Here is a 21,527-nt window from a genome sequence, read left to right on the forward strand (position 1 = left end):
CCGCTACGTAACGTCGTCGTGGACCCATCCCTGGGGCCTCTGCACCGTCTTGCCGTTTTCTTCGCGAATTTTGCGATGTTAAAACCGCGCTGTTTCGTAGCGGCGCGATTTATCGCGCCATCTAACAATTAACTCAACTGCTCCATCGCCTGCAGAATACGCTTATCCGAAATTGGATAAGGCGTGCCCAACTGCTGGGCGAAATAGCTAATTCGCAGCTCTTCCAGCATCCAGCGAATCGCCTGCACGTCGGCATCATCCTGACGCTGAGGCGGCAATTTATTCCGCCACGTCTGCCAGGCTTGCTCCACCGCCTGCACTTTCAGCATACGCGCACGATCGCTGTGAGGATCGACCGGCAGCTTCTCGAGACGACGCTCAATACCTTGCAGATAGCGCAGCGTATCACCAAGACGCGACCAGCCATTGCTGGTGACGAAACCGCGATACACCAGGCCATTCATTTGCGCTTTGATATCGCCTAACGCCAGCGCCAGCGACATATCTACGCGTCCTTTAAGAAACTTGTTGATATTGAACACGCAGGTCAGGATCTGTTCGACCTGTTTGGCGATAGTGACCACGGTTTCATTTAAATCAGCACGCACTTTGTCGCGCAGCTGTTCGAAGTTTTCCTGTTGCCACGCCGGGCCGCCCGCCTCCGCCATCAGCTTATCCACGCCGCAGGCGATACAGTCATCGATCAGTTCCAGCACTTTGCCGTAGGGATTGAAGTACAAACCGAGTTTGGCTTTGTTCGGTAGCTTCTCGTGCAGATACTTGGTTGGCGACGGAATGTTGAGCAGCAGCAGGCGACGTTGACCGCGCCACATCATTTTCTGCTGTTCCACTTCGCTATCGAACAGGCGAATCGCCACGCTGTCCTTTTCATCCACCAGCGCCGGCCAGGCTTTGACCTGATAGCTGCCGCGCTTCTGTTCGTAGCTTTGCGGCAAATCGCCAAAGCTCCAGATGTGCAGACCGCTCTGTTCCAGGCCATCATCCGCCACTTTCGACAGCGTTTCCTGCACTTTGCCTTTCAGCAGCAGCCGCAGCTGATGCAGATTTTTGCCTTCCTGCAGCTTACGGTTGTGTTCGTCAACTACACGGAAAGTCATTTTCAGGTGATCGGGCACCTGATCCCACTGCCAGGCTTCCCGGTCAATGGTGACGCCGGTCATGCGGCGGAATTCGCGTTCCAGCGCATCCAGCAACGGCAGTTTCATCGCCGTAACGCGACCGAGAAACGCTTCGGCGTAGTTGGGCGCGGGTACCAGATTGCGGCGCACCGGCTTGGGCAGCGATTTGATCAGCGCGATAACCAGTTCGCGGCGCACGCCCGGAATTTGCCACTCAAAACCGGTCTCTTCGATTTGGTTCAGCAGCGGCAGCGGAATGTGCACCGTCACGCCATCGGCATCCGCGCCCGGTTCAAACTGATAGCTCAGTTTGAGTTTCAGGTTGCCTTGATGCCAGAAGTTGGGGTAATCGAGCTGGCTGACTTTGTCCGCGCCGTCTTTGATCAGCATTTGCTTATCAAAGCTCAGCAGATCCGGATTCTCTTTGCTGGCTTGCTTCCACCAGCTATCGAAATGGCGTGCAGACACCACGTCGCTGCCGATGCGGCGATCGTAGAAAGCGAACAGCGTTTCATCATCGACCAGAATGTCGCGACGACGCGATTTGTGCTCCAGATCTTCAATTTCGTTGCGCAGTTTCAGGTTATTGCGGAAGAACGCGTGACGCGTCTGCCAATCGCCCTCCACCAGCGCATGACGGATAAACAGCTCGCGGCTCAGTTGCGGATCGATGCGGCTGTAATTAACCTTACGCGCCTGCACAATTGCCAGGCCGTAAAGCGTCACTTTTTCCGTCGCCATCACCGCGCCCTGTGCTTTTTCCCAGTGCGGTTCGCTGTAACTACGTTTAATCAGATGCTGCGCCAGCGGTTCGATCCATTCCGGATCGATACGGGCGGCAACGCGGCCCCATAAACGGCTGGTTTCCACCAGTTCCGCCACCATGGTCCACTTCGGCGGCTTCTTAAACAGCCCGGAACCGGGGAAGATGGCGAAGCGCGCGTTGCGAGCGCCGGTAAACTCCTGCTTGTCGTTATCTTTCTGACCAATATGCGACAACAAACCGGTAAGCAAAGCGCAGTGCACTTCACGATACGGCGCAGGTTCGCTGTTGACCGGCATCCCCTGTTCCCGCACCACCTGACGCAGTTGCGTGTAGATATCCTGCCATTCACGCACGCGCAGATAGTTAAGGAACTCGGTTTTACACAGGCGACGGAAGTGATTGCTGGAGAGCGCTTTTTGCTGCTCCTGCAGGTAATTCCACAGATTGACGAAGGCGAGGAAATCAGACTCTTTATCCTCAAAACGACGATGTTTTTCGTCAGATGCCTGCTTTTTATCCGAAGGACGCTCGCGCGGGTCCTGAATCGATAGCGCCGCGGTGATGATCATCGCTTCGCGTACGCAGCCAAATTTTTGCGCTTCCAGCACCATGCGCGCCATACGCGGATCGACTGGCAACTGCGCGAGCTGGCGGCCCGAAGGCGTCAGCTTGTAGGTTTCGTCTTCACTCAGCGTGATGGCACCCAGCTCTTCCAGCAGGCGCACGCCATCCTGAATATTGCGCTTGTCCGGTGCTTCGACAAATGGGAAGGCAGCAATATCGCCCAGTCCCAGCGCGGTCATCTGCAGAATCACCGAGGCGAGGTTAGTACGCAGAATTTCGGGATCGGTAAATTCCGGGCGGCTGAGGAAATCATCCTCGGAATAGAGGCGAATACAGATACCTTCCGAAACGCGGCCGCAGCGCCCTTTTCGCTGATTAGCGGAAGCCTGCGAAATCGGCTCAATCGGCAAGCGTTGCACTTTAGTGCGGAAACTGTAGCGGCTGATACGTGCGGTGCCAGGATCGATAACATATTTGATGCCAGGCACGGTCAGCGAGGTTTCCGCCACGTTGGTCGCCAGCACGATGCGGCGTCCACTGTGCGACTGGAACACGCGGTTTTGCTCGGCGTTCGACAGGCGCGCATACAGCGGCAGAATCTCGGTGTGCGCAATATCGCGCTTCATCAGCGCATCGGCGGTATCGCGGATTTCGCGCTCGCCGCTCATAAAGATCAGGATATCGCCGCGGCTCTCTTGGCCCAGCTCATCGACCGCATCGAAAATCGCCTGCAGCTGATCGCGATCGGTGTCGTCAGCCTCTTCCACCATTGGGCGATAACGCACTTCGACCGGATACGTCCGGCCGGACACTTCAATCACCGGCGCATTGTGGAAATGGCGTGAGAAGCGCTGCGGATCGATGGTCGCTGACGTGATAATGACTTTTAAGTCGGGACGACGCGGCAACAGTTCGCGCAGATAGCCGAGCAGGAAATCGATGTTGAGACTGCGTTCGTGTGCTTCATCGATAATGATGGTGTCGTACTGCAGCAACAGGCGATCCTGCTGGATTTCCGCCAGCAGGATACCGTCGGTCATCAGCTTAACCTGGGTGGTTTCGCTCACCTGATCGTTAAAGCGCACCTTGTAACCGATGGTGCCGCCGAGCGAGGTTTCCAGCTCATCGGCAATGCGGTTGGCCACGGTGCGCGCCGCCAGACGACGCGGCTGAGTATGACCAATCAGCCCTTTAACCCCGCGCCCCAGCGCCAGGCAGATTTTCGGCAGCTGCGTGGTTTTACCCGATCCGGTTTCACCCGCAACGATCACCACCTGATGCTGACTGATCGCATCGGCAATGTCCTGCTGCTTCTGACTTACCGGCAGGTTGTCCGGGAAAGTGATGCGCGGTGTCGCCGCCGTGCGCTGCGCCAGGCGTTGCTCCGCCGCGACAAATTCCGGCTCCAGTTCAGCCACAATGCCCTGCTGCGCCGCAGGATTTTTCACCTTTGCAGCGCCCAGCAGTCGACGTCGCAGACGTTGACTGTCGCGCAGCGTCAGATTATCGAGCCGCGGCCAGAGGGAGGCTAAAGGTGAAGAGTCGGATGATGACATAGCGATGCGTACCTGTTGTTGCAGCGGGCAGATGATTTCCCGGCGGATTCAAGCAATTAATGGTCGGCATCATAGCACAATTTGGAATACCTGCCTGAACGGGACGTGCGAGGTTATTCAATTATTTCGAACATTGATCTCGAAATATTGCGCTTTTACCTCACGGGCTAACTCCGTACAGTGTAAAGCATTGAGCGGTAAGCCAACCGCGTAACGCACAGGAAAATACCATGAGCAAAGTTTTAGTTCTGAAATCAAGCATCCTCGCTGGTTACTCTCAGTCAAATCAACTGGCTGACTTCTACGCTGACGAAGCACGCGCTAAAGGTGACTCGGTTAACGTACGTGATTTAGCCGCGCAGCCGATTCCGGTGCTGGATGGTGAGCTGGTTGGCGCGCTGCGCCCATCCGATGCCCCACTGTCACCACGTCAGCAGGAAGCGCTGTCTCTCTCCGATGAGCTGATTGCTGAACTGCAAGCCCATGACACCGTGGTTATTGCCGCACCCATGTACAACTTCAACATTCCAACTCAGTTGAAAAATTACTTCGATCTGATTGCCCGCGCTGGCGTGACCTTCCGTTACACCGAAGCAGGCCCGGAAGGTCTGGTGACCGGCAAACGTGCGGTGATCCTCTCCAGCCGTGGTGGCATCCATAAAGATACTGCCAGCGATCTGCTGACGCCATACGTGAAGCTGTTCCTCGGCTTCATCGGTATCACTGACGTGGAGTTCGTGTTCGCGGAAGGCATCGCTTATGGTCCAGAAGTGGCGACCAAAGCGGCTAACGATGCAAAAGACGCCATCAAACAAATCGTTGCTGCGTAATCATTTTTTTCGCATGATCAATGCCCGCCAGGCTTAACTGGCGGGCATTTTTTTTGCTGTTATTTTTCAGCACAGCGAAAGGAGATGAAGTGACACAACACAATCAATATGGTCAGCCTATCGGTTTTGCGCTACACGACTGGCAACCCGCAATCTTCCCGCCCGCTGCTATTCTCACTGGCCGCTTTTGCCATCTCACACCGCTTCAACTCAATCACGCGCCCGCCCTGTTTGCCGCCTTTTTGCTGGCACCCGACGATCGCGACTGGACCTGGCTTGGCGCATCGCAGCCGCAATCGTTAGCCGAGATGAACGATTGGATTGCTAACAAAATAGGTGACCGTGGATTGGTCAGTTATGCGGTGATCGATCAGGCTAATCAGCAAGCGGTTGGCGCGGTCTGTTTCGCCAATATCGACGTGCAGAACGGCGCGATTGAGATTGGCCATGTGACCTGGTCGCCGCTGATGCAGCGCAACGTATTGGGCTCTGAAGCGTTATATCTGCTGTTGCAGCAGGCCTTCGCGCTCGGTTATCGCCGCGTGGCTTGGCGTTGTGATTCCCTAAATCTGGCTTCCCGACGCGCCGCTGAACGTATCGGCTTTACCTTTGAAGGTCGTTTTCGTCAGGCCATGACGCGCAAACAGCGCAATCGCGATACCGATTGGTTATCGATCATTGATGGTGAATGGCCGCCGATTCAGCAGGCTTTAAGCCAATGGCTGGCGGTGGAGAATATGGATCAGCACGGACGCGAAAGGCAAAAGCTGCGCTGCTTTTTCTCCGCAGATTGACGTTGTCTATACTGACCCGCTGTTATCCACGCAATTTAAGAGGTACTCATGTCCAAGGTATTTATCATTGGCGGCGCAGGCAACATTGGCCGTCGTCTGGCATCACTGCTGGCCGCAAACGGGCACGTTGCGCGCCCGCTGTTTCGCAAAGCGGAACAGGAGCAGCCTTTGCGTGAACGGGGTGCGGAGCCGGTTAACGGCGATTTAACCGCGCTGGACGCAACATCGCTGGCCGCGCTGATGAAGGGCAGCGATGTGGTGGTCTTCACCGCCGGTGCCGGTGGCAAAGGCGGTGAAGAGATGACGAACGCCATTGATGGCAAAGGATTAACTACCGCAGTTGCTGCCGCGCAGCAGGCCGGCATCTCACGCTTTCTGCTGGTTTCGGCTTTCCCTGAAGCCGGCAGAAACAAAAACCTCTCCGCCAGCTTCGAAAACTACATGCGCGTGAAGAAAGCAGCAGATGTCGAGCTGGCGCAAAGCGATCTGGATTGGGTGATTTTACGCCCCGGCACGCTAACGGATGAGCAAGGCCAAGGCCGGGTGCGTGCTGGTTTGGCCATCCCGTATGGCGATATTCCTCGCGATGACGTGGCGGCGACGCTGGCTGAAATCATCGATCAACCGGCGGTCAGCCGGGTGATCATTGAGTTAACCGGCGGTGAAGTGCCGGTGCATGAAGCAGTTAAGCAACTGGCAACACGCTAGCGTCTTCAACCATCTGCTTCATCCAGCGAACGCAGATGGTCTTTTTTGTTTAGCGTCATCAGCGCCGGAATACTGATTGCAGCCGTGACCATGATGTACCAGGCGGGGATATCCAGATTCCCCGTTTGCTTAATCAGGGAGGTGATAATCAGTCCGGCACACCCCGAGAAAACCGCGTTAGAGAGTGAATAGGCCAGCCCCAGCCCGGTATAGCGGACGCGCGTGGGGAACATTTCAGCTAACATTGCCGGGCCCGGTCCTGCCAGCAATCCCACAATTCCACCCGCCACAAACACCACCAGCGCCTTGATCAACAGCGTTGAGGACTCGGCCTGCAACACTTTCAATAACGGTAATGCCAGCACCAGCAACAAACATGCCGCGATAACCATCACGCTGCGGCGTCCGATTTTATCGCTAAGCATGCCCGCTGGAATGATGGTGGCGGCAAAGCCAAGATTGGAGATCACCGCAATCAATAGCGCCTGGTTAAAGCCGGTGTGCAGCGAAGATTGCAGATAGGTTGGCATGATCACCAGATAGGTATAGCCCGCCGCTGACCACACCATCACGCGGCTGATTGCCAGCAAGATAATCCTGAGCGTCGCGCCAAAACTGTCGCTGACCGCCATTGGCTGATGCGCTTTTTGCGTTTGCTGCTGACGCACGAAGCTGGGCGTTTCTTCCATGCTGTAGCGCAGCCACAGCGCCACCATCCCCATCGGCAAGGCGAGGAAGAAGGGAATGCGCCAGCCCCAACTGTGCATCTGATCCACACTCAACACCGCCGACAGCAACGCGACAATGCCAGCGCCCGCCAGCAGGCCCAACGCCACGGTGAATGATTGCCAGGCACCGTAACGTCCTCGCTGCCCTTTGGGGGCAAACTCTGTCATCAGTGACACCGCACCGCCGTATTCCCCCCCAGCAAACAAGCCCTGCAGAATACGCAGACCGGTAATGATCAGCGGCGCCGCCACACCAATGCTGGCATAGGTGGGAATAATGCCGATCGCGGTCGTCACCAGCGTCATCATGATCAAGACAAAAATCAGCGTCGGCTTGCGCCCAATACGATCGCCCATGCGGCCAAAAAATATTGCGCCCAGCGGACGGAAGAAAAAGGCGATGGCGAAGGAAGCGTAGGTCAAAATAATGCCGGTCAGCTCGGCTTCGCCTTGCAGGCGAAAGAAGTTCTGCGCGATCACCGTCGCGAGAAAGCCATAAACCGCAAACTCGTACCATTCAATGAAATTGCCCACTGAACCGGCGATTAAGGCGCGCTTCTGTGCATCCGTTGTCGTTTGCGGCATTGGCATTTTAAGCTCCCAAAAAGATTATCTGCGGATAAACCTTACTTACGCAGCCACTGCCCATTGATGCCGCGCACATACTCGCCGCTCCCTGCGCGGTTCACCAGCTTTTCGCCGGCGATGCGCGCCACTTCGCTGGCAGTCAGGTTATTTTGCTGCGCCACGCGCTGATATTGCTGCAGGCGGCCATCGTTAATGCGCTTGACCAGCGCCAGCGTTTCTTCGTCCTGCTGACGCGCCGCCACATAGCCGCTGAGCGTTTCGCCCACGCGCCCCTGTTGACGCGCCTCATCCAGCGTGAGCGCCCAGGCAGACGGCATCAGCAGCAGCGCCGCAAGCAGCGCGATCCCCTTGCGTTTCATCATGCTTCTCCTCAAAACAGTCCGCTCTGATTCTTCAGCAGCGCTTCCACATCTTTATCCACCTTGATGTGAATCTCATGCTCAATTTTGACGTTCATATTGATGGTGATGGGCTCTTTCGGCGCCGCAACTTCAATGCGCGGCACGCAGCCAATCAGCGGCAGCCAGGCTGCCAGCACCAGTAATGCCCTGAGGCTCATGGTTGGGGATCCTTCTTCGAGGGTAAGGTGGCATTTTGCTCCACCCAGGATTGCAAATTATCGCCAAAGCGCAGGCTGCGCCACAGCTGGAACAAATTTTCCTGATGCCGGTAGTTCAGATTAACGGTCTGTCGGCGGTTACTGAACTGGCTAACGCCTTTCACTTCAGATTGCATGATTAGATTGCCGAAGTTATCCAGATCGATAGTGGCCCATGAACGCGAGATTTCCATGTAGCGCAGCCAATCCAGCGCCGCTCCGGCCGCAAAGTTATTGCTGACAATCGCGTCCGCCATATCTTTATCCAGCCGGAAGGTGAGCGGACCGCTGTTGGCGATCCAGCCCTTTTCAACCAGCCATTGCGGATTATTCACCCATAGCGGCAATTCGCCATTGACCTTGCCAGACATGGCAAACTGCTTGGGTTTGATCGCGCTGACCAGCTTGCTGAGATTGATCTCCTTCAGCGAGACGCGCGCCGCTTGATGCTGTGGCATGCGCAGTTCGGGCATGCTGACGTGTCCGCCTAACAGATCGAGATTGACGTTGCTGAGCGTTAACGGCTGGCGCTCCTGCCATGGATAGTGACCTTGCAAATCGGCGGTGATGTTTTGCAGCGAGAACTGATTTTTTACTTCGGCGATACGCAGTGAAACCGGGCCGCGCCGTCCAAGCTGCCATTGATGATCCTTCAGCCGGAACGGCAGCGAGAAATCGATGCCGTTGATTTCACTGTCCGGCATCCACAGGCTGCCGTTTTTCACCGTCCAGTGACCGCCCGCTTCAAAGCCCTGCTCGCTGGCCGCCGAGAATGCCACCTGCGCGCGCAGTTCACCCGACTGGATACGCATTTTTAAATCGCTGCTGAGCAGCGGCTGGAACACCGTCAAAGATTGCGCCGGCCACCAGGCTTCGCCGCGCAGACGTTCGCCGTCCCAGCGGCCATGCACGCGTACCGGGCCAATATCCTCCGCCGTCAGCTGACCGCGCCAGATAAACTGGCTGGGATCGCTGCCTTTGGCTTCAAAATTAAGTTCTGATGGCGGCAGCCAGCCGCCGTAGCTGAACTGGGTTTGACCGGATTTGAGCGTGAAGCCACCGTTAAACGCCGGATGCGAGGGATCGCGCTGCCAGCGCACCGGCGCATTGAGCGTCAGGCGCGGTTTAGCCACTTGCACCATGCCGTACGCCAGCTGATCGAAACCGGTATTCAGCGTGTCGAGGCTGATCAAAGTGTCCTGCCAGCTGCCGGTGCCCTTCACGTCCCATTTGGCGGTGAGCGGCTCGATCAGGCCGTCCCCCCAATAACGCCAGTTCCACACGCCGCTGTCGGGCCAGAAATCGCTGGCGCGGCCATCGAGATGCAATCTGAAACGACCAAAGCTGGGATCGTGTGCCTTAAGTATTGCCTGCAGGCGACCATTAATTCCGCTCGACGCCACCGTCACGCCCGCCAGCGGCCAGCGCGCTTCATCCACTTCCAGCGTTGAGAGCAAGCGACCGCGCAAACGCAGCAGCGCGCCTTGTTTCAGGGTCAATTGCGGATCGGTCAGCATGCCGTGCAGTAAGCCCGGCATGCTGCCAAACAGCTGCAGATCGGCGAATTTGCTCTCGCCGGTCAACTGGAACGGCAAGGCGCTATCGACCATGCTCAGTTTGCCAGGGCCAACGCTTAATACAAGATTGCCTTTACCGCCGCGCCCTTGCGTCAGCAAATTAAATCGCCCGCTGACTAGCGTGTTTTCCAGTCCTTGCTGCCAGTTTTCCAGCGTTACTGCCACGCCACCCGATAGCGGCTGATCGGCCTGCGGCCAGCGCCATTGACCTTGCGTAATACGAATCTGCCGCTCATCGACCTGCCACGGCAGCTGCAGCAGCGGCTGATCGTCATCCTGCTGTGTCACCGTCAGGGTGCCTTGCTGTTGCTGCCAGTTGAGCGCCAGCGCCAGCGGCTGTGGCCACTGCACAATATTGAGGTCAGCGCTGAGTTCGCCCGCTACCGGCAAACCATCGGCAAAGGTTGGCAAGGTGACATCGCCATGCAGGTTGAGCGGTTTGGGCAGTAAAGGATGACTGAGCTGCAGCTGGGCAATCTGCAGCAGCTGGCCTTGCAACCGCGCATCCACACTCAGGTTGTCGCCCTGATAATGCAGCTGCTGCACATCGTTATTTAAGGTGAGATCGAAACGTCCGGCATATTGTTGCCACGGCAGAATGGTGATTTTTTGCAGGTGGACATCGGCGCCAGGCAACATCTTCTGCCAGTCGGCCAGGCTGCGCGGCGCATCGCTCGCTTCGCTATGCGGCAGCGATTGCAGGCAGTCGCTATTGAGTTGGACTTCTCCCGCGCTAAGTTGCCAGCGCTTTTGCTGCCAGCCGAGCGCCGCATCGCTGACGTTTGCCAGTACACAATCGCCCGCCAGATAGCGCACCGCCGGGAAATGCAGCGCGCCTTGCTGCCAGCGCGGCGTGCCGTTGAGTTCCACGCGAGTATTTTCAGGCAGCCAGATACCGGCCAGACGCGGCAACCATTGCGTGAGCGTCAGCAGCAATCCCAATAGCAGCAGTATCAGCGCCAGCAGCGCAGCAAGTGTTCGGCGAAGGCCACGCGTCATGGCAGTTAACGTTCCTGTTCTTTACACAATCCTGACGAGGAGCCAAATGATGGCATGTTACGTCCGGCAAATGAAGGTGTTAGCGACATAGTCTGGCTGAAGCTCAGCAAAATGACGCGGAAAACGTTATCCTGTTGTGATACCGACGTTGCATTTTTCAGGAGCGAAACAATGAAAGTTGCGGTTTACAGCACCAAGCATTACGACCAAAAATACCTTGAACACGTCAACGACAGCTACGGATTTGAGCTGCAGTTTTTTGACTTCCTGCTGACACCGGCGACGGCAAAGAACGCCGCGGGCTGTGATGCGGTGTGTATTTTCGTCAACGATGATGCCAGCAAAGCGGTGCTGGAAGAGTTGGCGGCGCTGGGCGTGAAGCACGTTGCGCTGCGCTGTGCCGGTTTCAATAACGTCGATCTGGCGGCGGCGAAAGCGCTCGGCTTAAACGTGGTGCGCGTCCCGGCGTATTCGCCAGAAGCGGTGGCGGAACATGCGGTTGGCCTGATGATGACGCTGAATCGTCGCATTCACCGCGCCTATCAACGCACGCGCGACGCTAACTTCTCGCTGGATGGCTTAACCGGCTTCAACATGCATAACAAAACCGCGGGCGTGGTCGGAACCGGCAAGATTGGTATCGCGGCGATGCGTATTCTCAAGGGATTTGGCATGCGCCTGTTAGCGTTCGATCCCTATCCAAGCCAGGCGGCGCTGGAGCTGGGCGCGGAATATGTCGATCTCAAAACGCTGTTCGCTGAAGCCGATGTGATTACGCTGCACTGTCCGCTTACGCCGGAAAACCACCATCTGCTCAACGCGCAGGCGTTCAGCCAAATGAAAGATGGCGTGATGATCATCAACACCAGCCGTGGCGGTTTGATTGATTCACAAGCGGCAATTGATGCGCTTAAGCAGCAGAAGATTGGTTCGCTGGGAATGGATGTGTATGAAAACGAGCGCGATCTGTTCTTTGAAGACAAATCGAATGACGTGATTCAGGATGATGTGTTCCGTCGTCTGTCGGCCTGTCACAACGTGCTGTTCACCGGCCATCAGGCTTTCCTGACCGCCGAAGCCTTGACGGCAATTTCAGAAACCACGCTCAGCAACTTGCAACAGCTGGAACGCGGCGAAATCAGCCCGAATCAGGTCACCGCTTAACCCTTCTGCGCCTGCCTTAGCGGGCGCAGCTTCCACCCATTAGCGCCTGTTCGTCACAGCGACGACCATTCGCCAACTGGCACATACCGATGCGTGAACCGTCTAACTGACGCGAAAACGCCAGCGATCCCCCGGCATTACTGCAATTCACTTCAGCCATTGATGACATCACAACGCGCGGTTGTACGTGGGCGGCAGTAGCTTGTTGCGGCGGTTCGTTGTCACTGTTGCTGCTGCAGGCAGAAAGTAACAAGGTAGCGCCAGCCAGCAGGAAGAGAGCGGCTTTCATCGATGGGGCTCCGGGGATTGAGCGAAAAAGTCGCACCAGCATATGTCAGGTGCGCTGAGGGATCGATAGGCGACACAGCTTTTTACAAAATTTAATTTCATTGTTTGCAAGCAGAATTATCCTGTTTGAGATGTTTCCGCCCTTTTCACCCGGCGGAGGGTTTGTTTTTCAATAACTAAGGAGAGAACGATGTTGACGGATATGCTTATCCGCATCGCGCTGGCGGGAATTCTCGGCGGACTGATTGGTCTAGAGCGGCAGCTGCGCGCTAAAGAGGCCGGTTTGCGCACCCATATCCTGGTCGGTATCGGTAGCGCGATGTTTATGTTGGTATCGAAATATGGCTTTGCCGATATGTTAGTCAGCGACCATGTAGCGCTCGATCCCAGCCGTATTGCGGCGCAGGTGGTGAGCGGCATGGGCTTCCTCGGCGCCGGTACCATCATCATTCAAAAGCAAGTGGTGAAAGGTCTCACCACCGCCGCCGGTTTATGGGTGACGGCGGCGATTGGTCTGGTGATCGGTAGCGGCATGTATGAAATCGGTATCTACGGCACCGTGCTGGCGCTGGTGGTGCTGGAGACGTTCCGTCGCATCAGTCACTGGCTGATTGGCCGTCACCATACGCTGCTGGTGCACCTCAAACCCAAAAGCGTGCCGCTGGTGCTGCTGGTGCTGCAACGCGAAAATGTGCGTTACGGTCACATCGCCGTAGTTAACCGTGATGAAGAGGTTGGTCTGTGCGAACTGAGCGTTGAGGTGACGTTGTCACGACGTACACCAATGCATAATATCTATGACAAAGTGATGGAAATCAAAGGCGTTCAATCGCTAGAGATGATGTAAAAATCATCAATGTTAGATTGCGGTGCGCTGCCATCTCGCTAGCACACAGATGAAAAAGTCGCGTCCAAGCCCTTTGCTAAACTGAACTGATAACCCCCGTAAAGTTTGCGGGTTTCTCCGCGTAGCAAAGGACGATTTATGATTACCGTCGACGGTAACGGTGCAGTGGCTTCAGTCGCCTTCCGCACCAGCGAAGTGATTGCCATTTATCCCATCACGCCCAGCTCAACCATGGCCGAGCTGGCGGATAGCTGGTCCGGCGAAGGCCGCCGTAATATCTGGGGCGATGTGCCGCGCGTGGTCGAGATGCAATCAGAAGGCGGCGCGATTGCCACGGTGCACGGCGCGCTGCAAACCGGTGCACTCTCAACCACCTTCACCTCTTCGCAGGGATTGCTATTGATGATCCCGACGCTCTACAAACTGGCGGGCCAGCTGACGCCGTTTGTGCTGCACGTCGCGGCGCGGACCGTGGCGACGCACGCGCTGTCGATATTTGGCGATCACTCCGATGTCATGGCAGTACGACAAACCGGCTGCGCGCAGCTCTGCGCCTCCAGCGTGCAGGAAGCGCAGGATTTTGCCCTGATTGCACAAATCGCCTCACTGAATAGCCGCATCCCATTTATCCACTTCTTCGATGGCTTCCGCACCTCGCACGAGATCAACAAGATCGTGCCGATCAGCGATGAAACCTTGCAGGCGCTGATGCCCGCCGAGGCAATTAACGTCCATCGCGCTCGTGCATTAACGCCGGATCGCCCAACGATTCGTGGCACATCCGCCAATCCTGATACCTATTTTCAGTCACGCGAAGCCACCAACCGCTGGTATGACGATTGCACCCAGCACGTTGAGGCTGCAATGACCGCGTTTGGCGAAAATACCGGCCGCCATTATCAGCCGTTTGAGTTTTATGGCCATCCGCAGGCCGAGCGTGTAATGGTGATGATGGGCTCCGGCTGCGGCACGGCTGAAGAGGCGATTGATGAGATGCTGCAGCGCGGCGAGAAAGTCGGGCTGGTGAAAGTGCGCCTCTATCGCCCGTTTTCGGCGGCGCATTTGCTGCAAAAGATCCCCGCTTCCGCCCAGCGGATTGCGGTGCTCGATCGCACCAAGGAGCCCGGCGCGCTCGGCGAACCGCTATTCCTGGATGTGATGACCGCGCTGGCTGAAGCTTACAGCCGTGGCGAGCGGGCGTCGCTGCCGAAGGTGATCGGCGGTCGCTATGGTTTGTCATCGAAAGAGTTCGCACCCGATGCGGTGCTGGCGGTTTTTAGTGCCTTGCTGCGCGAAACACCGCCAGCGCGTTTTACCGTCGGCATTTACGACGACGTCACCCATCTTTCGCTGCCGCTGGAAGCCAATATCGTGCCGAATCGCGCACGGCTTGAAGCGCTGTTTTATGGTTTAGGCAGCGACGGCAGCGTCAGCGCCAGTAAAAACAACCTGAAAATAATCGGTAACGCCACACCGTGGCAGGTGCAGGGCTATTTCGTCTACGACTCGAAGAAAGCCGGCGGCCTGACGGTTTCCCATCTGCGCGTCAGTGAATATCCGATTCAATCCGCCTATTTGATTCAGCAAGCCGACTTCATTGGCTGCCATCAGCTGCAGTTTATCGATAAGTATTCGATGCTCGATCAGCTTAAGCCGGGTGGGATTTTTCTGCTCAATACGCCCTACAGCGCTGAGGAGGTGTGGCCGCACCTGCCGCAGGAAGTGCAGAGCCAGCTCAACGATAAACAGGCGCGATTTTATGTGATCAACGCTGTGCGTATCGCGCGCGAATGCCAGTTGGGCGCACGCATCAACACCGTGATGCAGATGGCTTTTTTCCAGCTGACCCAGATTTTGCCAGGCGATAGCGCATTAACTGAACTGCAAAACGCCATTGCGCGCAGCTACAGCAGCAAAGGCGAAGAGCTGGTGCAGCGCAACTGGCAAGCGCTAGCGATGGCACAACAAGCGCTACAGAGGGTGCCGCTGCAACCGGTAGACGATCGCAGTCCGCATCGCCCGCCGGTGGTAGCCGATAGCGCACCCGATTTCGTCAAAACCGTCACCGCAGCGATGCTGGCCGGCCTTGGCGATAAACTGCCGGTTTCGGCGCTGCCGCCTGATGGAACCTGGCCAGTTGGCACCACGCAATGGGAAAAGCGCAATATCGCCGAAGCCGTGCCGATCTGGCAGCCCGATCTCTGTACGCAGTGCAACCATTGCGTCGCCGCCTGCCCGCACTCGGCGATTCGCGCCAAAGTGGTTGATCCTGCAGCACTGGAAGATGCGCCACCTTCGCTCGCTTCACTCGATGTGAAATCGCGCGATATGCGCGGACAGAAATACGTGCTGCAGGTAGCGCCGGAAGATTGCACCGGCTGCAATCTTTGCGTGGAAGTGTGCCCGGCCAGCGATCGCCAGCATCCGGAAATCAAAGCCATCAACATGAAATCACGCCTGGAGCATGTTGAGACGGAAAAGGTCAATTACGCTGCCTTCCTTGCGCTGCCGGAGATCACCGCCGAGCAGCTGGAACGTATTGATATCCGCACCTCGCAGCTGATTACGCCGCTGTTTGAATATTCCGGTGCCTGCTCGGGCTGCGGGGAAACGCCCTATATCAAACTACTGACGCAGCTGTATGGCGATCGCTTGCTGATTGCCAATGCCACCGGCTGCTCCTCCATTTATGGCGGTAATCTGCCTTCCACGCCTTACACCACCAATGCCGAAGGTCGCGGTCCGGCGTGGGCGAATTCGCTGTTTGAAGATAATGCCGAATTTGGTCTGGGTTTCCGCTTGAGCGTCGACCAGCAGAAACAGCGCGCGCTCAGATTACTGGATCAATGCGCTGCGCAGCTACCGGCGGCATTGGTTGACGCATTAAAAAGTGACAACGTCACCATTGCGCAACGACGCGAGCAGATTACACAGCTGCGAGCCCTGCTCGCGGCTTCACCGCAGCCTGAAGCCAAAGCCCTAAACGACACAGCGGATGCGCTGGTGGCGAAATCGGTCTGGCTGATCGGTGGCGATGGTTGGGCGTACGACATTGGCTACGGCGGCCTCGATCACGTGATGAGCCTGAGCGAAAACGTCAACGTGCTGGTGCTGGATACGCAGTGTTACTCCAATACCGGCGGCCAGGCATCAAAAGCGACGCCGCTCGGCGCGGTGACTAAGTTTGGCGAACAGGGGAAACGCAAGGCGCGCAAGGATCTCGGCATGTCGACGCTGCTGTATGGGCATGTGTATGTGGCGCAGATTTCGCTGGGCGCGCAGCTCAATCAAACCGTGAAAGCGATTCAGGAAGCGGAAGCCTGGCCGGGACCCTCGCTGATCATCGCTTACAGCCCGTGTGAAGAGCATGGCTACGATCTGGCTTATAGCCACGAGCAGATGCGCCTGCTGACCACCAGCGGTTTCTGGCCGCTTTATCGTTTTGATCCTCGACGCGCCGAGCAAGGTAAAGCCGCGCTGGCGCTGGATTCGCGTCCGCCGACCTCGGAACTCGAACAAGCATTAATGAACGAGCAGCGTTTCCGCCAATTGCAAACTCAGCGGCCAGAAGAAGCGTCGCAGCTGTGGCGTGATGCAACGGTAGCCGCCAGTCAGCGTTATCAGCGGCTGGCCGAGTTAGCCGGGAAAACCGAGAAAAGCGAGTAGATGAAAAAGCCCGGCGCGATGGCCGGGCGTTTCTTTGCTGGGTTAATGTTGATGGATTAACACGGCTTGAGCTGAACGATGGCCATCTCTACCGCCCGATTCGGTGAGCCGGTGAGTTCACGATAGCGCAACTGTAGATTGCGCAACTCGCTGGCTAGCACCTCTTTTTCGGTTGCTGCGCCACGCTGTGCCAGCTCCAGATAACATTGCCCCACCAGCCGACACGCCTCTTCAAAAACCATATCGTACGTTTGCATTTGCCGCTCCTCACCTAAAGAAAGTAAAAAAAGCACTTCGGCCATCCTGTCAGGCCCAGATGAGGTAAATATTTGCCCAGATCAATAAATAGCCAGATTGTTCTGACAAAGTGTGCGCCTTTGTCTCAAGCGCATTGAGTTATCATCAGAAAAGAGATCACTTCAGGCTAGCATTCGCGCCCGCAATCCGTACCATACGCAGTCATGTTTATAGGGTTTATTGCCGTTGAAGATTGCTTCAGCCGCTAACGGCCCTCGCCTTCACTCTCAAGCGTGAAAATAATGTCAGAAAATCAAGAAGTAACAAAAAAAGAGCAGTACAACCTCAACAAACTGCAGAAGCGTTTGCGTCGCAACGTTGGCGAAGCCATTGCTGACTTCAACATGATTGAAGAAGGCGATCGCATCATGGTTTGTCTGTCTGGTGGTAAAGACAGCTACACCATGCTGGAGATCCTGCGTAATTTGCAGCAGAGCGCGCCGGTGAATTTCTCGCTGGTGGCGGTGAATCTCGACCAGAAACAGCCCGGTTTCCCGGAGCATATTCTGCCCGCCTATCTGGAACAACAGGGCGTTGAGTATCACATCGTTAACGAAGACACTTATTCCATCGTTAAAGATAAGATTCCTGAAGGCAAAACTACCTGCTCGCTCTGTTCGCGTCTGCGCCGCGGGATTCTGTATCGCACCGCCACCGAGTTGGGTTGTAGCAAAATCGCCTTAGGTCATCATCGCGACGATATTCTGCAGACTATGTTCCTCAACATGTTCTACGGCGGCAAGATGAAAGGCATGCCACCAAAACTGATGAGCGATGACGGTAAACATATCGTGATTCGTCCGCTGGCATACTGCCGCGAGAAAGACATCATTCGTTTTGCGGAAGCGCGCCAGTTCCCGATCATTCCGTGCAATCTGTGCGGTTCGCAGCCGAACCTGCAACGTCAGGTGGTTGCCGACATGCTGCGTGACTGGGATAAACGTTATCCGGGCCGTATCGAAACCATGTTTACCGCGATGCAGAATGTGGTGCCATCACATATGGCCGACATTAATCTGTTCGATTTCAAGGGCATCAAACACGGTGATGCCGTGGTAGATGGCGGTGATTTGGCGTTTGATCGCGAAAGCTTGCCGGTGCAGCCCGCGGGCTGGCAGCCAGAAGAGGATGATGCGCCGAATCTCAGCGTACGTCTTGATGTGCTGGAAATTAAGTAATCGGTTTTGCTGTAAAAAAAGGCGCGTTGCTTCGGCTACGCGCCTTTTTTATTAGCGGTGCGGGGGTGGATCCTGGATCGGTGGGAATTCGGGATCGTGCGGTGGCTGTGCGGGTGGTATCGGCTGCGGTTGTGGAATCGGTTCGGGAATCGGTGGTGGATCGGTAGGAATCGGTTCGCTGGCAATGATCTCTTTCATGCCCTTCTCCTTGTCGCTGAATGTTCTTTAAGCATAGGAAAGGTTGGCCGAGCAAGCCAGGCGGACAAAAAAAAGCCGGCGGATAAGCCGGCGTCGTACGAATCAAATGTGCTATGCAGTAATTCAAAAAAGGAAGTAAGACAATATGGAGCGCAACGCCCATCGCTTGACGTTGCATTCACCTGCGGGAAAGAGTTTGCCCCGATTGCGCTGGCGGGATATTGATATCGATCAGGTTTAATCCGCTTTTCTGCCTTACAACCATTTCCGCCGTTTCAACCATATCGCCACGCCGCCAACCATCACCAATAGCAACACGCAGAAAGCGGTAAAGCCCAGCGCCCAATTGCCGCCCGGAATGCCGCCGAGGTTGACGCCGAATAAGCCGGTAAGGAACGTGGCCGGTAAAAAAATCATCGCCATCAACGACATGGTATAAGTGCGGCGGTTCATCGATTCCGCAAGGATTGACGCCACCTCATCCGCCAGAATCGAAGTGCGCGCCACGCCCGCATTAAGATCGTCCAATCCGCGACCTAAGCGATCGGCAACTTCTTGCATACGGCGACGATCGTCGTCGTTCATCCACGCCATCTTCTCGATAGCCAGCCGCGCATAGACATCGCGCTGCGGTGCCATATAACGACGCATCACAATCAGCTGCTTACGCAGCAGCGCCAAATCGCCGCGCGCTGGTACTTCCTGATTCATTAGCGCATCTTCCAGCTCGATAATTTTATCGTGCATCTCTTCGATAAATTCGCTGGCGTGGTCGGTTAACGCATCGCACACATCCACCAGCCAGCTGCCGCCATCAACCGGACCGTTACCCTGTTGTAGATCGGTCAGCACGGCATCAATGGCGTACACTTTGCGACGGCGCGTCGAGACAATCAGCTTATCGTTGATAAATACGCGCATCGCCACCAGCTGATCGGGACGTGAATCGGCGTTATGGTTCACGCTGCGCAGCACAATCATGAAGCCGTCGCCGAGGCGTGTCACGCGCGGCCGCATGCTGTCGCCCGCCAGCGCATCACGCACCGAATCGGGGATCAGCGGCGTGTTTTGCAGCCATTCCGCACTTTGCCGTTGGGTGTAATTGAGGTGCAACCAGCAGGGACGTTCGCAGTTGATGACGTCTTTATCTTCGATGGGGATCATGCCGCCTGCGCCATCCAGCTGACAGGACACAATGGCATCGGATACTTGTAACGCTTTTCCTTCAATGACGTTCACGAACTGGCCTCACTATCAAAATCAATACGATACAGTCTAGCGTGGCGCAGACCAGTTGCAATCATCAGGCTGTGAGCAAAGATGACAGGCGGTGACAATCACCGCCTGCGGATGTGCGGGGTTAATGCTTCTCAATCCACAGCTCGCGGCTGTACGCCACGTCTTCAGGATTGGTGATCGGATAACCTTTCACCCACGGCTTGATTAAGCGGCCGTTGGTGTATTGGTAGATCGGCGCGATCGGTGCCTGATCGGCGATGATCTGCTCGGCTTTGTTGTAATCGGTGTTACGCGCCGCCACGCTGGTTTCAGTGCTGGCTTTGGTGATCACCGCATCGTAATCGGCACTGCGGAAGCGCGCGATATTGCCGGTGTGGGTCGAGGTCAGCAGACTGAGGAAGGTTGAAGGCTCATTATAATCGCCGATCCATGAAGCACGGATCACATCGAAACTGCCGCTATTACGGCTGTCGATATAGGTTTTCCACTCCTGATTTTGCAAGGTGACATCCACGCCAAGATTCTTCTTCCACATTGACGCCACCGCGATAGCAATTTTCTGATGGCTTTCCGAGGTGTTATAGAGCAGCGTCAAATGCAGCGGTTTGCCCGGTCCATAACCTGCCGCTGTCAGCAATGCTTTGGCCTGCGCGTTCAGCTCCTGCTGGCTATGTTGCTGCAGATAGCTCTTCATCGGGGTGAAACCGGCGGTAACGTCCGGCGTGAAGTGCCAGGCCGGTTTTTCGCCGGTGCCCAATACTTTCTCCGCAATGATGCGACGATCGATGCTCCACGACAGCGCCTTGCGCACGCGTACATCAGCGGTTGGCCCTTTCTCGGTATTGAACGCGTAGTAATAGGTGCCAAGCTGATCCGGCGTATACACCTGACCAGGCAACTCTTTTTTCAGTAGCGCATACATGTTTTTTGGGAAGGATTCGGTGATATCGATATCGTTGGCACGATAGCGTTTGGTAGCACTTGACTCTTCATTAATCGGAATAAACGTGACTTTCGTCAGCACCGATTTTTGGTCATCCCAATAGTTAGCGTTGCGCACCAATACAATTTTTTCGTTCACCACGCGATCCTGCAGCTGATAAGCGCCATTGCCCACTAGCTTGCCCGGTGACGTCCAGCTATCACCCTCTTTTTCAATCTCTTGCTTCGATACCGGATACATCGCGGCGTTGGCGACCATGCTCGGGAACCACGGCACAGGACGTGACAATGTCACCTTAAGGTGAGTCGCATCGGTTGCCGTCACGCCCAGCTTATCGGCGCTCATCTGTCCTTTGGTGATTGCTTCGGCGTTTTCAATGCCGCTCAAGGCGGCGAACCAGGCAAACGGCGAACTGTTCTTCGGCTCAACTAAACGTTGCCAGCTGTAGACAAAATCCTGCGCGGTAACCGGCTCACCATTTGACCAGCGCGCATCTTTCCGCAGGGTAAACATCCAGGTTTTGTTGTCGTTGCTGCTCCAGCTTAGCGCCACGCCCGGCACGATTTTTCCGTGGGCGTCCTGATTGGTCAGCCCTTCAAACAGATCGCGCATCACCTGAATTTCTGGCAAGCCAACCGCCTTCATCGGATCGAGTGAAGCGGGTTCATCTTTAATATGGCGAACAATTTCCTGGGTGCTGGCCAGCTGTGCGCCCGACGGCACGTTGGCGGCGAATGCGGGTGAGACTGCACTGGCTACAATTAAGGCAGTCAGCGTTTTGCGGAACGTTAGTTTCATCACCACTCCTTTACGCGAAAAAAATGGCGACCGCGAAGAGATTGTGTCGCCAGCAACTTTTG

The 21,527-nt window shown here is 56.0% G+C and carries 17 protein-coding genes; 7 read left to right on the plus strand and 10 right to left on the minus strand.

Annotated elements, in window-relative coordinates; genetic code table 11:
• Positions 1–128: 128 nt before the first annotated feature.
• Positions 129–4,025, minus strand: a complete 3,897-nt coding sequence (hrpA, locus tag ACYAC5_RS10265) for an ATP-dependent RNA helicase HrpA (protein WP_462061694.1) — start codon at positions 4,023–4,025, stop codon at positions 129–131.
• Positions 4,026–4,255: 230 nt separating this feature from the next.
• Here hrpA and ACYAC5_RS10270 point away from each other — a divergent pair, with 230 nt between their 5' ends.
• From ACYAC5_RS10270 to ACYAC5_RS10280, 3 genes are all read left to right on the plus strand, one after another.
• The gene (locus tag ACYAC5_RS10270; protein ID WP_280171726.1) at positions 4,256–4,855 is read left to right on the plus strand and encodes an FMN-dependent NADH-azoreductase; all 600 of its coding nucleotides are present in this window, start codon (positions 4,256–4,258) and stop codon (positions 4,853–4,855) included.
• 89 nt (positions 4,856–4,944) lie between these two features.
• Positions 4,945–5,649 (plus strand): GNAT family N-acetyltransferase, encoded by a 705-nt coding sequence (locus ACYAC5_RS10275; protein ID WP_277973643.1) that lies wholly within the window; start codon positions 4,945–4,947, stop codon positions 5,647–5,649.
• Positions 5,650–5,697: 48 nt separating this feature from the next.
• Complete coding sequence (locus ACYAC5_RS10280) at positions 5,698–6,357, plus strand: NAD(P)H-binding protein (RefSeq protein ID WP_101764309.1); 660 nt, start codon at positions 5,698–5,700, stop codon at positions 6,355–6,357.
• A 5-nt stretch (positions 6,358–6,362) separates the two neighbouring features.
• Here the strand turns inward: ACYAC5_RS10280 and ACYAC5_RS10285 are convergent, their stop codons facing one another.
• From ACYAC5_RS10285 to ACYAC5_RS10300, 4 genes are read right to left on the minus strand one after another with little or no spacing between them, the layout of a single operon-like run.
• A complete protein-coding gene (locus ACYAC5_RS10285; RefSeq protein WP_462061696.1) occupies positions 6,363–7,676 on the minus strand; it encodes an MFS transporter in 1,314 nt (437 codons plus the stop codon).
• A 35-nt stretch (positions 7,677–7,711) separates the two neighbouring features.
• Positions 7,712–8,032 carry a YdbL family probable chaperone protein gene (locus ACYAC5_RS10290; protein ID WP_101764307.1) on the minus strand — a complete coding sequence of 107 codons (321 nt, stop codon included), beginning with the start codon at positions 8,030–8,032 and terminating at the stop codon, positions 7,712–7,714.
• 11 nt (positions 8,033–8,043) lie between these two features.
• Positions 8,044–8,232, minus strand: a complete 189-nt coding sequence (locus ACYAC5_RS10295; protein ID WP_008106429.1) for a YnbE family lipoprotein — start codon at positions 8,230–8,232, stop codon at positions 8,044–8,046.
• On the minus strand, positions 8,229–10,847 hold the full coding sequence (locus tag ACYAC5_RS10300) for a YdbH family protein (protein WP_192411780.1): 2,619 nt from the start codon (positions 10,845–10,847) through the stop codon (positions 8,229–8,231). Before ACYAC5_RS10300 ends, ACYAC5_RS10295 begins: the two co-directional genes overlap by 4 nt.
• A gap of 171 nt (positions 10,848–11,018) precedes the next feature.
• Here ACYAC5_RS10300 and ACYAC5_RS10305 point away from each other — a divergent pair, with 171 nt between their 5' ends.
• Positions 11,019–12,011: a 2-hydroxyacid dehydrogenase gene (locus tag ACYAC5_RS10305; protein ID WP_192233964.1), complete on the plus strand. Its 993-nt coding sequence runs from the start codon at positions 11,019–11,021 to the stop codon at positions 12,009–12,011.
• Between the two features lie 16 nt (positions 12,012–12,027).
• Here the strand turns inward: ACYAC5_RS10305 and ACYAC5_RS10310 are convergent, their stop codons facing one another.
• On the minus strand, positions 12,028–12,300 hold the full coding sequence (locus ACYAC5_RS10310; protein ID WP_061718809.1) for a putative hemolysin: 273 nt from the start codon (positions 12,298–12,300) through the stop codon (positions 12,028–12,030).
• A 189-nt stretch (positions 12,301–12,489) separates the two neighbouring features.
• Here ACYAC5_RS10310 and ACYAC5_RS10315 point away from each other — a divergent pair, with 189 nt between their 5' ends.
• Together ACYAC5_RS10315 and nifJ are read left to right on the plus strand one after the other, a co-directional pair.
• Positions 12,490–13,146: an MgtC/SapB family protein gene (locus ACYAC5_RS10315; protein WP_061718808.1), complete on the plus strand. Its 657-nt coding sequence runs from the start codon at positions 12,490–12,492 to the stop codon at positions 13,144–13,146.
• Positions 13,147–13,284: 138 nt separating this feature from the next.
• A complete protein-coding gene (gene nifJ / locus ACYAC5_RS10320) occupies positions 13,285–16,812 on the plus strand; it encodes a pyruvate:ferredoxin (flavodoxin) oxidoreductase (RefSeq protein ID WP_192411779.1) in 3,528 nt (1,175 codons plus the stop codon).
• A 56-nt stretch (positions 16,813–16,868) separates the two neighbouring features.
• On the opposite strand, the gene ACYAC5_RS10325 is transcribed toward nifJ, so the two are convergent.
• Positions 16,869–17,069 carry a DUF2767 family protein gene (locus ACYAC5_RS10325; protein ID WP_008106442.1) on the minus strand — a complete coding sequence of 67 codons (201 nt, stop codon included), beginning with the start codon at positions 17,067–17,069 and terminating at the stop codon, positions 16,869–16,871.
• 282 nt (positions 17,070–17,351) lie between these two features.
• On the opposite strand from ACYAC5_RS10325, the gene ttcA reads away from it, so the two are divergent.
• Positions 17,352–18,287, plus strand: coding sequence for a tRNA 2-thiocytidine(32) synthetase TtcA (gene ttcA / locus ACYAC5_RS10330; protein ID WP_101764303.1), 936 nt, complete (start codon positions 17,352–17,354; stop codon positions 18,285–18,287).
• A 51-nt stretch (positions 18,288–18,338) separates the two neighbouring features.
• On the opposite strand, the gene ACYAC5_RS10335 is transcribed toward ttcA, so the two are convergent.
• The 3 genes from ACYAC5_RS10335 to ACYAC5_RS10345 all read right to left on the minus strand — a co-directional run bounded on the left by ACYAC5_RS10335 (position 18,339) and on the right by ACYAC5_RS10345 (position 21,465).
• Complete coding sequence (locus tag ACYAC5_RS10335) at positions 18,339–18,485, minus strand: hypothetical protein (RefSeq protein WP_462061697.1); 147 nt, start codon at positions 18,483–18,485, stop codon at positions 18,339–18,341.
• Between the two features lie 255 nt (positions 18,486–18,740).
• Positions 18,741–19,724, minus strand: a complete 984-nt coding sequence (gene zntB, locus ACYAC5_RS10340) for a zinc transporter ZntB (RefSeq protein ID WP_137385861.1) — start codon at positions 19,722–19,724, stop codon at positions 18,741–18,743.
• A 121-nt stretch (positions 19,725–19,845) separates the two neighbouring features.
• The gene (locus ACYAC5_RS10345; protein WP_462061698.1) at positions 19,846–21,465 is read right to left on the minus strand and encodes a peptide ABC transporter substrate-binding protein; all 1,620 of its coding nucleotides are present in this window, start codon (positions 21,463–21,465) and stop codon (positions 19,846–19,848) included.
• Positions 21,466–21,527 lie beyond the last annotated feature (62 nt).

This window comes from Pantoea sp. y20 (assembly GCF_054903455.1).

What these genes read in the sequence shown, in the direction of transcription:
- ACYAC5_RS10300 (WP_192411780.1), bottom strand. Translation starts at nt 10,847, where the DNA reads ATGACGCGTGGCCTTCGCCGAACACTTGCTGCGCTGCTGGCGCTGATA.
- ACYAC5_RS10305 (WP_192233964.1), top strand. Translation starts at nt 11,019, where the DNA reads ATGAAAGTTGCGGTTTACAGCACCAAGCATTACGACCAAAAATACCTT.
- hrpA (WP_462061694.1), bottom strand. Translation starts at nt 4,025, where the DNA reads ATGTCATCATCCGACTCTTCACCTTTAGCCTCCCTCTGGCCGCGGCTC.
- ACYAC5_RS10345 (WP_462061698.1), bottom strand. Translation starts at nt 21,465, where the DNA reads ATGAAACTAACGTTCCGCAAAACGCTGACTGCCTTAATTGTAGCCAGT.
- ACYAC5_RS10290 (WP_101764307.1), bottom strand. Translation starts at nt 8,032, where the DNA reads ATGAAACGCAAGGGGATCGCGCTGCTTGCGGCGCTGCTGCTGATGCCG.
- ACYAC5_RS10270 (WP_280171726.1), top strand. Translation starts at nt 4,256, where the DNA reads ATGAGCAAAGTTTTAGTTCTGAAATCAAGCATCCTCGCTGGTTACTCT.
- ACYAC5_RS10335 (WP_462061697.1), bottom strand. Translation starts at nt 18,485, where the DNA reads ATGAAAGAGATCATTGCCAGCGAACCGATTCCTACCGATCCACCACCG.
- ACYAC5_RS10310 (WP_061718809.1), bottom strand. Translation starts at nt 12,300, where the DNA reads ATGAAAGCCGCTCTCTTCCTGCTGGCTGGCGCTACCTTGTTACTTTCT.
- ttcA (WP_101764303.1), top strand. Translation starts at nt 17,352, where the DNA reads ATGTCAGAAAATCAAGAAGTAACAAAAAAAGAGCAGTACAACCTCAAC.
- ACYAC5_RS10315 (WP_061718808.1), top strand. Translation starts at nt 12,490, where the DNA reads ATGTTGACGGATATGCTTATCCGCATCGCGCTGGCGGGAATTCTCGGC.
- ACYAC5_RS10285 (WP_462061696.1), bottom strand. Translation starts at nt 7,676, where the DNA reads ATGCCAATGCCGCAAACGACAACGGATGCACAGAAGCGCGCCTTAATC.
- ACYAC5_RS10325 (WP_008106442.1), bottom strand. Translation starts at nt 17,069, where the DNA reads ATGCAAACGTACGATATGGTTTTTGAAGAGGCGTGTCGGCTGGTGGGG.
- nifJ (WP_192411779.1), top strand. Translation starts at nt 13,285, where the DNA reads ATGATTACCGTCGACGGTAACGGTGCAGTGGCTTCAGTCGCCTTCCGC.
- ACYAC5_RS10280 (WP_101764309.1), top strand. Translation starts at nt 5,698, where the DNA reads ATGTCCAAGGTATTTATCATTGGCGGCGCAGGCAACATTGGCCGTCGT.
- ACYAC5_RS10295 (WP_008106429.1), bottom strand. Translation starts at nt 8,232, where the DNA reads ATGAGCCTCAGGGCATTACTGGTGCTGGCAGCCTGGCTGCCGCTGATT.